This window comes from Bradyrhizobium sp. ISRA464, from assembly GCF_029910095.1.
GTDB lineage: Bacteria > Pseudomonadota > Alphaproteobacteria > Rhizobiales > Xanthobacteraceae > Bradyrhizobium.
Genome location: NZ_CP094526.1, coordinates 7,625,776 through 7,638,084 on the forward strand (window position 1 = coordinate 7,625,776; position 12,309 = coordinate 7,638,084).

Genomic DNA, 12,309 nt, shown 5'->3' on the forward strand with positions numbered 1-12,309 from the left:
TCTCTTCCCTCAGGCGAAGTCGGCGACGGATTTCGGATCGGCCGCACCAGGGAAGGGCTTGCCACGGAAATCAATCATGTTTTGCGCGTGAAGCGCGGGGAGACCTGGATAGCCAATCGCCTTCCAGAACACCTTGCCGACATTACCGCCGTAGATCGGGTCGGCGAAACAGGCCTCAACGAACAGCGGGTAGACGAGTTTGTTGAACCACAAGCCGAGTGGTACGCGCTCGTCCGTCACCTTGCCGCCAGACAGCTCTTGAAGAAATTTGTCCGCACCTCTCTCGTCCATTTCACTGAAACGCTTGCCGTACTGTTTTTGGCAGGCCGTATCTGCGGCGGCGAGACCTACCTTGAAGAACTGTTCGGGCGTGAGCGGCAACTGATAGCCGAGCTCGGGTGCGCCTTGCAGCCAAGGGCCGCGCATATAAAGCCGCGCGCCCTTGCCGAAACCGCCGGCGAGCTGTCGGTCGACATAAACCGCAAGCCCGCAATCGACCCCGTTCGGCGTCAGCGCGTCGGCCGGACACATCACGTTGACCATTGCTTCGACGAAACCTGCTTCGTCCGGGCCGAAAGACAGATAACCGGGCATGGGTGACGGCAGCTTGGCAGCGATAGTATTCGCAGAAGCATCCACCGGCTGGGAGGAGACCAGTTCGGATGCTTCCGCGAGAGCTGCGGTTGCCGCGGTGGTTCCTATCAGAACACCCGGAGCCAGCGAAGCAGCGCCCGTGGCAGCGGCACCCCCGAGAAAACCTCGACGATTCGGATGGAAGGTTTTGTTGCTCTGATCATTGGTCATCGGAGTTGCAGTCCACTTTTTGATCGTGGCGTACGCGCGAGATCATCCATGTGCGAGGCGTCCCCTGTGTGGCAGAAACGGGGGTCGCATCATCCGGAGCTCAGTCTGCCTGGCGCGTTCGCTGTCGGCCCGGCTAAGCCGCTCCGCTGATCTGCGCGAGCGCAGCCACGGCGGCCGTGACCAGCGAAACCATGACAGCCAAGCCGACAGTCCTCGGTAATTTCATAGTGGTCCCCTTTGCTGCCCGCGCGGCTCGGCGCAATAGTCTTGATCCTTGTCGAGGCGACCTCGTGTGCTCGCCCGGCCCAGTGGACCTCAGAATCGGACGCAGCTGACGAAATTAGAAATTCCCTTTGGACATGCATTCGATAGGCAGAGGGTATCATCGTCAAAAGCGTTGTGCGCGCGCGTCCCGTCGGTCCGCGGTCAGCCATCGAGGAGCGCTCCGTACTTGTGGCGCCGGGCCGCGTAGGGAGACATGAGGGGCACTTCGCGATCACTCTTCCCGTCGCAACGCTCCGAAAAACGCCGTGCGCCAGCCTCGATCCGAACCCTAGGCCGGATAGCTCATGTGGCACCTCTGTGTGGAGCAGGACGACGCGACCGTCTTTGACCTTGTAGTAGGCGACTGCGAGCGCGCTGTCGTCGAGGGGCATTTCAGACCGGCTCACGGCCGGATTGTCGTGGATGTCGCTTCGAGCTACTGCCTCCCCCACTAAGACGTGGAAGCGACCTGGCGCAACGAGGCCAAGATTTGCGCCGGCTCCTCTCGTATCGTGAAGTCGGGTTCGACGAACGCGCTGCGGATGCGGCCTTCTGCGTCGATCACGTAGGTCGCGGGAATGGGCAGCATCCAGATCGGCGACCCGTGCCGAGCGCCGAAGTCGAAGCCCAGCCCGGAATAATGCACTTTGGTCTCGTCGGGCACCCGGAACAGCACGCCATACGACAAGGCAACGCCGTAGTCGACATCGGAGAGCACCTTCAGGTCCAAGCCCAGGCTCCGCTTGAGTTGCCGCGGGAAGTCCCTCGTCTCGGGCGTCACGACTGCGAGGGTCGCGCCGACGCTCTCGAACTCGTCCTTCGCGGCCTGGAGGGCGCACAGCTCAGCGGTGCAGAACGGACACCAGCCGCCTCGAAAGAAACTCAGGACCAGGGGTCCGTTGCGGCGCAGCTGTTCGGAGGAGTGGAGACGGCCGTCGGCGTCCGGTAGGAGGAAGTCCGGCGCGTCGTCTCCGACCTTCAACGCGTGCGATGCTACGTCTGTGTCGCGGAGCCAGCCCACGAGGTGGTTGTATGACTCCCAATCCGCGGCGCTGAACGTCGTCAACAGCTCGGCGCGAATCTGGAAGAGTGTCTTGTCGGTCTGGCTTGGCATCGCGGTGCGTCGTCAGGTTGCGGATCGATTGGCTGGAAGCGGTTGGCCGCCGGCGTGGTCATGCGGTCGCGCTCGCCGTCTCCGGAAGCGTAGCGTGCGGTATGCCCCAGTAGGGGACTTCGACCGACCAATCGCGAAGCCGGGCGACCTTGACGAAAGCGTCCAGCGCCGGGGAGTAGCGGCGCCCCTGCACAGCCAGCAGCCGCACCTCCCGCGAAATCGGGTTGCCTTCGAGCGGAATGATTTTGAGCGTTGGAAGGCGCGGCATGTGCTCGGGCGCGAGCATCACGCCGAAGCCGGCCGCGGCCATATGCTGTAGGTGCAAGTCGTAACTGCTGCAGTGGCCAAAGTGGGGCGGCTCCTCGGGGAAATACGACCGCTGGATCTTCGGGGCGACGTCGCATCCGACACGCTCTAGCAGGACGGTCTCGCGGAGGTCGTCGATGCCGATCGTGGGACGGTTTGCGAGCTTGTGTGTCGGCGCGATAAGCGCGACGTAGCGCTCCTCGAACAGCGACCAGTCGTCGATGCGGGCAGGCATGTCTTGCACATCCCCGACCATTGCGGCGTTGATCTCCCCCTCAAGTAAGAGGTCGACGAGCTTCTCCGTCGCGCCCTCACGCAGCTCGACCTGAAATCCGGGGACGAACTTTGCGATCTCCGCGATCGGATCGAGGACGAGCGACGCCGAGATGGATGGAGCGAGGCCGATCTTCAGCGGCGCGACCTCCTTGCGTTGGAACTCCTGGGCTCGGCGACGTACCGCCTCCGCCGAGGCCAGTGTGCGCTCCAGCATCGGAAGGACTTCCTTTCCGAGGTCGGTTAGCTGCGTCAGCCTGCGCTCGCGGTAGATCAACTGGCCGCCGAGCTCCTGCTCGAGCTTCTGCACCCCCTTGGTCAGCGCAGGCTGCGTGACATTGCACTGCTCGGCCGCGCGGGTGAAGTTGAGTGTAGACGCGACAGCGAGAAAGTAGCGAATTTGATGAAGCTCCATGCTTTTTCTCCGTCAAGTTGCTGCTGTCAATGCTGAAGAGCCTTCGCACTCGACGACGTGACGGGACACGTCGCAAGCAGGGGCATAGATGCAACTTGGATGAACACGCTGGAACGGCCCGGCCCGCTAATTTGGACGCATGGACACGCTTTCTGGTATCTCTGAGAGTCTGGCCAGATTGCTTCAAGTACCGTCATGATCTTTCGTTCTGGATCGCAGTTGGGTCCGAGTGCCCCCGCGACCAGCGGGCCCGGCGCTCACTGACCTGCCTGTGCCGCCGCAGCGAGTAAAGCCGGGCAAATTGCCGGCTTCTGCAACTTCGGCCCTGGCCACGAAGAGCTCCTGCTCTTCATGCGGCCCCGAAGTACCATCGATCTGGAGCGACTGGATCATCCGCCCTGCACAAAGACGCCCATCGAGTTGGCGCGTATCGTCTCGACGATGGCTATAACGTCAGCTGAAAAGTGTCTCGTTAAACTTCGTGAATCGGTGTCAATGGGGGATCATGGTTCGCGCAACTTTTCGGGAACTGATGCCATTGTCCGCGGCCGGGTCCGGCTCGACGCCAACTACCATCAACAAGGAAAATTTCTAAGTATCTTCGTGCGGCGAAGCGCCAGAGCACGGATCAAGCGGTTAAATTCGGCTGCCCCCTAAAACCCGGCAAATGCCCCCTTAAAGATGCTATCGTCCAAGCCCTGGATGAACCGTTGTAACTTGACATGATAAAACCAATATAAAGGCAATTGGCACGGCCTGAATGTCGCTTGCGCGCGGCCCATCGGTTTGTCCTTCCCGACCTCGGCGATGTATTCCATCACGCAGTTTACATTTACTTTTCTCAGGAATACATCGGTGCTCGAGCATCACAGCGGCGGAGTTCTCCTACTTCTTCGGGCGGCCACTCGGCCCGCCGGTGTGGGGGATTCTGCCTGCTTCTGATCGTCGTACCCGACACCGCCGGAAATGTGCTAGATGATCAGGGGTTGGGGCAGATCACCGGGAAAGTGAGGTACCTGCGTTGCAGTCGGGAGCAGACGACGACGCCGAAGTGTTTGAGTTCGGTCCGTTTCGCCTGATCGCAGCCGAGAGATTGTTGGTGAAAAAGGGTGAGCCGGTGGCGGTGGGCGGCCGTGCTCTCGACATCCTGATCGCTCTGATCCGGCGCGCCGGCGACGTGGTGAGTCACAGGGAGCTGGTCAAGCGGGCTTGGCCGGATGTTGTCGTCGAGGGATCCAGTCTTCGGGTCCATGTCGCAGGACTCCGCAAGGCGCTCGGTGATGGTCGAGGCGGCGCCCGCTATATCACCAACATTCCGGGCCGAGGCTATTGCTTTGTTGCGCCGGTCCAGAGCGCGGCACTATCGCAGCCCTCCGCTGGCGCCTCGATTGAGCGAGTCAAGCTCCAGGCGCTCCCGCCGCGCTTGCAACGGATGATTGGCCGAGACGAAACTGTTGGAATCCTGCGCTCGGAGCTTACGTTGAGGAGGTTCGTCAGCATTGTCGGACCTGGCGGTGTCGGCAAGACCACTGTCGCGGTCGCCGTCGCGCATGCAATGACAACCGATTTCCACAACGCCGTCTACCTTATCGATCTCAGCGCGCTCCGGAATGGTGCACTGATTGTTTCCACGGTAGCGTCAGCCATCGGGTGTCTCGATCGGACTCAGGATTCGCTGCCACGTCTCTTGGCATTCCTTGCCGACAAGAAGGCCCTGCTGGTTCTCGATAGCTGTGAGCACGTGGTTGAACCGGTCGCGACGTTCGCCGAAAGTGTTTTTCGCAGCACCCCGCTTGTACACATCCTCGCAACCACCCGGGAGGCCCTACGGGTCGAGGGTGAGAACATCTATCCCCTGCCGCCCCTCGACAGTCCATCCGACGAGACTACTCTGACTGCAGCCAAGGCTCTCGCCTCTCCCGCTGCTCAGCTCTTCATGGACCGCGCCGCCGCCGGGGGATATCGGCAGGAGCTCAGCGACGAGGAAGCGCCCGTCATAGCCAGCATTTGCCGTCAGCTGGACGGGATGCCTTTAGCTATAGAACTGACGGCGAGCAGGACCAGCGCTTACGGCATTAAGGGCCTGGCACAGCTGATTGGCGAGCGCTTGATGCTGCTTTGGCCGGGGCGGCGTGGCGTGCCGCGACACCAAACGCTGCTGGCCATGCTCGACTGGAGCTATGATCTCCTTTCCGAGCAAGAGCAAACAGTCCTATGTACATTGTCCGTCTTTGTCGGCGCATTCTCGATAGAGATGGCGCAAGCTATAGCGTTCGAGCTTGATCGCGGCGAGTTTCATATCGAGCATTTCATTACCGGCCTGGTCGAGAAGTCGCTGATCTCTATCTCGCGAACGGAAGGCGCATGGTCATACCGGCTCCTTGACATGACGCGGGCTTACGCCGCGATCAAATTGAAAAGACGGGGAACGGAAAATGCGGTCGCGAGGCGGCACGCGCTCTATTTCGCCGAGCGTCTCGGAAGCATTCGAGCCAACATATCAATGAATCGCGACCTCACCGCCTACTCGCGCCAGATCGGCAATATCAGGGCAGCCCTCGAATGGAGCTTCTCGACATCGGGCGACCGCACCGTCGGGGTTGCGTTGGCCGCCGGTGCAGTGCCGTTGTTTCTCAGCATGTCGATGCTCATCGAGTGCCGGCGTTGGTCTCTGCAAACGATCGAAGCACTGAACGACGAAGATCGCGGAACAAAGCTTGAGCTCGCGCTGCAACTTTCGTTGGCGATATCCTCGACTTATGTTCACGGCAATAGCAAGGAGGTGGAGACAGCCCTCCAACGCGGACTCTGTCTTGCAGAGTCCTTGGGAGATGTCGACTCTCAGCTGGAATTGCTGGCCGGTCTCAATCTGTACCGGGCTCGGCTCGCCGATTTTCGCGGCTCGTTGGCCGCGGCGGAGCGCTATGCGTCGTTGGCGAGGAAATTTGGCGGGCCACGAGAGACCGTGATGGCAGAGTGGATGCTGGGGGCGAGTTATCACCTCGTAGGAGAGCAAAGCGCCGCGCAGCAAAGCTACGAGAGCGGTTTTGCGCGCGCAGCAGATTCCGGAGTAAGCGAGGTCCACTCCTTCGGATACAATCACTATGTAAGAGCCTTAATCGGCTACTCCCGGACATTGTGGGATCGGGGTCTCTCGGATCGAGCCGCTCAATTCGGACATAAGGCAATTGAGTTCGCTGCAAGACAAGGACATCCGGTCACGCTCTGCATTTCCCTTCTCTATGCCACTCAGGTGTTCCTATGGCGGGGCGACCGGCAAGTGGCAGAAGAGCTCATAGAGCGGCTTATCGCCTATGCGGCCACGTACTCACTCACGCCTTATCATGCTGGCGGGCTCGGTTTGCGAGGAGAGCTTATGTTCACGAGGGGCGAAACGCAGCGCGGCATCGACGACTTGCGCAGTGCGCTCTCGACCCTGCGAACCGAGCGGCAATACATACTCTCATCCGCATTTTCTCGTGCGTTGGCCGAAGCTCTGGCTAGAACCGGACAGGTGACGGAAGCGGCGACCATCATCGATGCGACTGTCGCTGACGCCATGCGCGGCATCGGAACATTTGAACTGCCCGACATACTACGGGCTCGAGCGGCGGTACTCCTCGCGGCATCGCCGGCAAATTCGCTGGCGGCCGAGGCTTCGCTCAAGGATTCGCTGGATTGCGCTCGGCAGCAATCTGCCCTCGGGTGGGAACTTCGATCAATTCTGGCATTGAGCCGGTTGTGGGCGAACCAGGGACGCGTCGACCAAGCGCGGGCCATTCTCTCTGAGGTTTATGGGCGATTTACGGAAGGGTTTGGGACGGCCGATCTCATCATGGCAAAAAACCAGCTCGATGAGTTCGCTACCAGGCCCCCGCATTCCTGATCCGGTTTAAACTGGTCGGTTTCGCGCGCGTTCAGGAGATATCGGCCGGGCTCTTCACACTTTCTCACATCAATAAACTCGCAACGGACCGGCTATACCGCCAGTGTGCGGCGCAATTGCACTCACTCGTCGGAGCGACGTTATGTTGCCTCGCCCCTCGTCTCCGTTTAACCAGGATGCCGCAGCAGCAAAAGTCCGGTTCGTGGAGGATAGTTGGAATAGCCGCGATCCGGCTCGGGTAGCGCTGGGATACTCAGTCGACAGCAGCTGGCGTATCCGCACCGAGTTTTTGTCGGGACGGGCCGCGATCGAGGAGTTCCTGGGACGCAAATGGGCGCGGGAACTTGACTACCGTGTAGTGGCCGAACTCTGGGCGTTCACCGGCGATCGGATCGCTGGCAGGTTCGCATCCGAATTCCGCGACAACAATGGCCAATGGTTCAGAACCTACGGAAATGGGTGCTGGGAGTTCGATCAGAACGGACTAATTCGGCGATGCATAGAGAGTATCGACAAGCATCCGATTGATGAGGCCGACCGAATCTTTCTATGGCCCCTCGGACGTAGGCCCGAGGACCATCCCGAGCTCAGCGATTTTGACCTCTAGTGCGCGGCGAGGTGGGCGCGGACTCGGGATCAGTTCGGACGGTTCGCCGAGCCACGTGTAGTCGACGCTGATGTTGTCGGCGTACTCGATCTTCCCGCCGGACGCCACGACGTACCGCGCCGCCGGCATCGTCAACGTCCGGCTCGGAATCGCCGTTGAAGGCCGCGAGATCGATCCGCAAGCCCACCTCGACGGGGCACGCAGTTCGTCGCGGGCCTTCCAACGGGGGCCGAAAGCGTGCGCGACCAGTGATCGCAATGGTACCGGTATATACGTCGACCAATCCCATGATCGCCTTCAGCGTCGTGGTCTTGCCTACGCCGTTGCGGCCGACGATGCCGAGCACCTGTCCCTGGGTCACGCTTAGGGCGATATGTCGGCGAGCTTGCCCTGCGTGAGCTGGAAGTCGCCGATTGGCTGGCCGAACTGCTTGCGCTCGAGCATGCAGGGCACAACCACAGCTGCCATGATGCCGAGCGGGGCCGCCTGACAGCACGGCGCGTCTCGGGGAGCCCGGCCGGACGCATGAATGGCTGGCTGGGCGGACGCAGAGTCGAGCTAGACCGCCCTTCCCGACGGAGCGGTGTTAGGCGCGGAGGGTCTCGCCGCCCTTGGCGTCCGGGTAGTACTGAGGCGCCTCGCGACGGTCGTATTTCCCGTAGTCGCGCACGATCCGCACTCTTCGGATCCTCGCCTTATCATTCGGCGCGGATGTGTCCTCGTAGGCCTGCGCTGCAGCGGTGTCCTTCCAGGATATGAGCAGAATCAGGTCGCCGGGCGTGAGCACGGCGTCGAAGATGTCCCAGGACGTGCTGTCGGCCGCCCACGGGTTCAGGCCGAGCCACTCGGCGCAGTCGTACGGGTTGGTGGTCTGCTTCCATTCCGAGGGGCGAGTCGCGTTGATCAGCGTGACCGTCGTTCCCTCCCCGACTTCGGTCTCGTCGAGCCGCTGCTCCGTGAGGGCGTACCTCGCGGGGATCTGATTGTCGGCAGTGATCTGGCCGACGCGGAGGTGATAGTCTGCGAAGATTTCGTCGCGGCCCTTGTGCTGAGCCTCGTGATGGCGCATGCGGGTGCGCCAGCGGACGAGCGACTTCTCGTCCCGCCAGTTCGAAAGCGAAAGGATCCAGCCCTCGCGGATCAGGCTCTTGTAGCGGATGTTGTCGACGAAGCCCTCGACCTGCTCCAGCTCGGGGCGCAGCATCTTGGCGTTGTCGAGGTAGTCATCCCAGTTCCCTCCATTGGGGAGGACTTCGAAAATCACTGAAAACATGGTTGTATCCCGCTCCCAGAGTGCTGCGACGTAGTCGATCTCGATGCCGAAGTGCCCCCGCCAGCCGCGCCGCCGCCTTCACGGCAGAACACCTTCAAGCCGTCGACATCGATCGTTTTGGACAGCATCCGCGTGGCTCCTGTTTCCTTCACCAACACGTCTTCTTGCTCCGGTATGACCGTAGCTGGCGCAGGCCGCACGGATAATCTGGCGTTTGCGAAAACTATCCTCTCGCAAAGCGAGAGCGATCGTCTCTCAAACGCCGTAGCGTTCGGTCTTGATCGCCCCGGCTTCCAGTCCCAAAGCGAGCGCGGCGTCCGCCGCGATGTCGACGAAGGCGTTCGACCCGCACACGAAGGCGCGGCCGGGGGACACAGGCAGCCGCCCCGCAACGTCGGCGACCATCCTGCCGTCGATCCGCCTGCTGAAGTCGGTGCGGCGCGTCGCCGGCTCGCGTGTCAGAGCCAAGGCGAGCGCGAAATCGGGAAGCGACCTCTCGAGCTCGAGGAGCTCGTCCCTGAACAGCACGTCACCCCAGGTCCTGGAGGAGAGCAACAGCACGACAGGCACCGCCTCACCGCTGGTCTTCCGATACCGGATCATCGCCATGAGCGGCACGGCGCCGGAGCCGGCGCCGATAAAGAGCACCGGTTTGTCGGAAGGCCCCGGCCAGAGAAAGTGTCCGCCAAGCGGCCCGCGAAGCTCGATCGTGTCGCCTACCTGGGCGACGTCGTGGAAGAACGGGGAGACCTCGCCGTCCGGAAGGCGCTCGATCGCCAGCTCGATCACCTCGGAATCGCTCGGGGCCGAGGCGATCGAGTAGCTGCGCATGGCAGTGTAGCCGTTGGGCGCAGTCAGCCGCACGTCAACGTGCTGTCCGGCCGTATAGTCGAACGTTTCGGAGAGGCGGAGAAAGAAGCTCTTGATAGCCGGCGTTCTCGTCGCGATCTCGACAATCGCACAGCTCTGCCAGCGCGCGGTTGTGGCAATCGCTTCAGTCATTCGTGTATCGCTGCTCATTCCACGGATCGCCGTGCATGTGGTACCGGCGCAGCTCCCAGAAGCCGGCCTCGTCGCGCTCCGTGAACTGAAGCCCGTTCACCCACTTCGCCGACTTCCAGAAGTAGAGATGCGGCACCAGTAGACGCGCCGGTCCCCCATGGTCGCGCGACAGCGACTGGCCTTCGTACTTGAGCGCGACCATCGCCTTCCCCGTTGCGAGGTCGGCCAGCGGCACGTTGGTGGAGTATCCGTCGTAGCAATGTGCGAGTGCAAACGGAGTGGGTGCGCTAAGGCCAGCGTCGGCGAGGATGTCGTCGACGGCCACGCCCTCCCAGGCTGTGTTGAGCTTCGACCACGAGGTCACGCAGTGGATGTCTCGCGTCATCTTGGTTCGTGGGAGCGCGTCGAACTCCGACCAGCTCCACGCTTTGACCGGTCGAGGTCCGACCTCGAGCGTGAAATTCCAGTCCGCGGGCTCGATTCGCGGCGTGGGGCCGGCCGTAAGCACCGGGAAACTGTCGACGAGGTGCTGTCCCGGGGGATCCGGTCCGATGGTTCTGATCCGGATTGGCGGCCTGTGAAACCGCGAGTGATCATAGGGGATTTTCTCCGTCGGCGGGTGATAAGGAGCTCAGTCCTGTACAATGCGCTAAGCTGCTATGCGCCGGATGAGCAAAGTCTGGGCGAAGCATGGAGTTCCGCCCCGCGAATGGGAAATGACGTCACGCCATGAAGTCGATAGCCGTGCGTTATGAAGGCCGTCCGAGTGCTGAGGGTCGATCGTTCGTCGCTCGGTGCTCGCGGGGTTACACGGAGGCCGGGCCAGTAAGAAGGCTGTCAAGACGAACGTATCGGATGCTCAGACACGGCTTTCGGACTTCCGGCGCGACCGACTAGCATAGACTTGGCGCTAGTACGACCGTAGTAGCGAAGCATATATGCTATCGTGCTCCGGTATGCGAGCCGAGCTGCGGGTCACTGTGAACGGGAAATCGGCAGTGCTATTTTCCGTGTTGGCGAATCCAAGCCTGATGAGCGGTATACTTCTGAATGCCCTCGCACGTTATGTAGGATTTGCGGGACGCCATGCGGATGCGCGACGCGTTTATCCGTATCTTCGGCTTCTCTTCTTGGGAGATGCGCGCGCAATGCGCGATCGACAAACTTGAATGTGGTCGACTGCCATCAATCGAAGCGAGTGAACGTCCAAGAACCGATGATTAGCGTCCTTTACGCCTAGCCGGTCGATCTCGACTGTGGAAGGACCGATACTTTGGAGGAAGTAACTTCATGCGTGTAGGTCAGGCTTTGCTTTTTCTGATGCTCTGCGGTGTGTACGGCGCGCCACCACGGGCGGCGTCGAGCGCCGATGCAAACCAGACAAGCGCCTCCCGCTCGGCCGACGACCCGGGCTATATCGAGGAAGATCCCGTATTGGCGGAGCATGTCGGCCAACCCGCACCGGTGCTTACGCTGAAATCCATCGACGGAAAGTCGATTGACCTCGCAGACCTCTATGGGAAGCGGCCGGTCTATCTGAAGCTTTGGGCGACCTACTGCATTCCTTGCCGGGTCCAAATGCTAGGCCTAAGAAAGATTTTCGCTTCTCACGGTGATGAAATGACGGTCATCGCGGTGAATGCCGGAGTGGGCGACGACACCGGGAAGGTGAAGCAATTCGTACAAGCAAATGACCTGAAGATGCCGGTCGCCATCGACGATGGACGGCTTAGCGAGTGGATCCGGATGGACGCAACTCCTGTTCATCTCGTGTTCGGTCGCGACGGGCGTGTTATTTTTGCGGGCCACCAGGATGGACCGAAGCTGGACGCCGCGATCGAACAAGCGTTGGCAAGCAAGGTAGTGCCAGGCGATGTCGCCACGAACAAACTCGCGGACTTTGTGACCTTGAAGCCGGGAGATGGAATCCCGGCAATTGAACTTCGTACCTCGGATGGAAAGGCCATCGCCCTGCAGTCTGGCCCCGCGTCTCATCTCCGTGCGGTCTACTTCTCAGCCACCTGGTGTGAGGACTACGTGAAGAGCGCGCAACCGGATGAGGCGGCGAACTGCCAAAAAGGGCGCGAGGAGGTCGACAAACTAGCGGCCGACCGTTCCATCGAGTGGCTTGGTGTAATGACCCATTTGTGGACGACGCCCAAGGAACTGGCCGACTATGAAGCCAAAATGAAGCCGCGCGTCCCACTGGCCGTGGATTCAACTGGCATCGCGTTCCGTACGTTCGGCGTCAAGCGCTTCCCCGCTGTTGCGCTCATCGACACCCGTGGACACCTCATCAAGCTGGTTGAGGGAGATCCTGGGGAATTTGCGACCGCGATTTCGTCGCTACAGTCGAGTAAGTAAC

10 protein-coding genes and 1 pseudogene are annotated in these 12,309 nt (G+C 61.1%); 3 read left to right on the forward strand and 8 right to left on the reverse strand.

Translation table 11 applies throughout. The features are described 5' to 3' along the window. Positions 1 to 9: 9 nt before the first annotated feature. The 4 genes from MTX19_RS35280 to MTX19_RS35295 form a co-directional block, all read right to left on the reverse strand. On the reverse strand, positions 10 to 804 hold the full coding sequence (locus MTX19_RS35280) for a gluconate 2-dehydrogenase subunit 3 family protein (protein ID WP_280981320.1): 795 nt from the start codon (positions 802 to 804) through the stop codon (positions 10 to 12). 89 nt (positions 805 to 893) lie between these two features. After that, a complete protein-coding gene (locus MTX19_RS35285; RefSeq protein WP_280981321.1) occupies positions 894 to 1,460 on the reverse strand; it encodes an N-acetyltransferase in 567 nt (188 codons plus the stop codon). Positions 1,461 to 1,519: 59 nt separating this feature from the next. After that, entirely contained in the window at positions 1,520 to 2,182 is a 663-nt protein-coding gene (locus MTX19_RS35290) for a peroxiredoxin-like family protein (protein ID WP_280985703.1), read from the reverse strand. A gap of 58 nt (positions 2,183 to 2,240) precedes the next feature. Further along, a complete protein-coding gene (locus tag MTX19_RS35295) occupies positions 2,241 to 3,176 on the reverse strand; it encodes a LysR family transcriptional regulator (protein ID WP_280981323.1) in 936 nt (311 codons plus the stop codon). Positions 3,177 to 4,197: 1,021 nt separating this feature from the next. Here MTX19_RS35295 and MTX19_RS35300 point away from each other — a divergent pair. After that, a complete protein-coding gene (locus tag MTX19_RS35300; protein WP_280985704.1) occupies positions 4,198 to 7,062 on the forward strand; it encodes a winged helix-turn-helix domain-containing protein in 2,865 nt (954 codons plus the stop codon). A gap of 142 nt (positions 7,063 to 7,204) precedes the next feature. Continuing rightward, positions 7,205 to 7,669: a DUF1348 family protein gene (locus MTX19_RS35305; protein WP_280981325.1), complete on the forward strand. Its 465-nt coding sequence runs from the start codon at positions 7,205 to 7,207 to the stop codon at positions 7,667 to 7,669. On the opposite strand, the gene MTX19_RS35310 is transcribed toward MTX19_RS35305, so the two are convergent. The 4 genes and pseudogenes from MTX19_RS35310 to MTX19_RS35325 all read right to left on the reverse strand — a co-directional run bounded on the left by MTX19_RS35310 (position 7,650) and on the right by MTX19_RS35325 (position 10,541). Then, positions 7,650 to 8,030: an ATP-binding cassette domain-containing protein gene (locus tag MTX19_RS35310; RefSeq protein ID WP_348638246.1), complete on the reverse strand. Its 381-nt coding sequence runs from the start codon at positions 8,028 to 8,030 to the stop codon at positions 7,650 to 7,652. The genes MTX19_RS35305 and MTX19_RS35310 overlap by 20 nt on opposite strands. A gap of 225 nt (positions 8,031 to 8,255) precedes the next feature. After that, complete coding sequence (locus MTX19_RS35315) at positions 8,256 to 8,942, reverse strand: antibiotic biosynthesis monooxygenase (protein ID WP_280981326.1); 687 nt, start codon at positions 8,940 to 8,942, stop codon at positions 8,256 to 8,258. Positions 8,943 to 9,197: 255 nt separating this feature from the next. Next, positions 9,198 to 9,944, reverse strand: a complete 747-nt coding sequence (locus tag MTX19_RS35320; protein ID WP_280981327.1) for a ferredoxin reductase — start codon at positions 9,942 to 9,944, stop codon at positions 9,198 to 9,200. Then, positions 9,937 to 10,541: pseudogene (locus MTX19_RS35325) on the reverse strand (sulfite oxidase-like oxidoreductase). Before MTX19_RS35325 ends, MTX19_RS35320 begins: the two are co-directional and overlap by 8 nt. 693 nt (positions 10,542 to 11,234) lie before the next feature. Between MTX19_RS35325 and MTX19_RS35330 the strand changes: the two are divergent. After that, positions 11,235 to 12,308, forward strand: coding sequence for a redoxin family protein (locus MTX19_RS35330; RefSeq protein ID WP_280981328.1), 1,074 nt, complete (start codon positions 11,235 to 11,237; stop codon positions 12,306 to 12,308). Position 12,309 lies beyond the last annotated feature (1 nt).

Bases quoted from the DNA above. Each gene is read 5' to 3' on its own strand.
- MTX19_RS35280 (WP_280981320.1), bottom strand. From the start codon at position 804: ATGACCAATGATCAGAGCAACAAAACCTTCCATCCGAATCGTCGAGGT.
- MTX19_RS35285 (WP_280981321.1), bottom strand. From the start codon at position 1,460: ATGCCCCTCGACGACAGCGCGCTCGCAGTCGCCTACTACAAGGTCAAA.
- MTX19_RS35290 (WP_280985703.1), bottom strand. From the start codon at position 2,182: ATGCCAAGCCAGACCGACAAGACACTCTTCCAGATTCGCGCCGAGCTG.
- MTX19_RS35295 (WP_280981323.1), bottom strand. From the start codon at position 3,176: ATGGAGCTTCATCAAATTCGCTACTTTCTCGCTGTCGCGTCTACACTC.
- MTX19_RS35305 (WP_280981325.1), top strand. From the start codon at position 7,205: ATGTTGCCTCGCCCCTCGTCTCCGTTTAACCAGGATGCCGCAGCAGCA.
- MTX19_RS35315 (WP_280981326.1), bottom strand. From the start codon at position 8,942: ATGTTTTCAGTGATTTTCGAAGTCCTCCCCAATGGAGGGAACTGGGAT.
- MTX19_RS35320 (WP_280981327.1), bottom strand. From the start codon at position 9,944: ATGACTGAAGCGATTGCCACAACCGCGCGCTGGCAGAGCTGTGCGATT.
- MTX19_RS35330 (WP_280981328.1), top strand. From the start codon at position 11,235: ATGCGTGTAGGTCAGGCTTTGCTTTTTCTGATGCTCTGCGGTGTGTAC.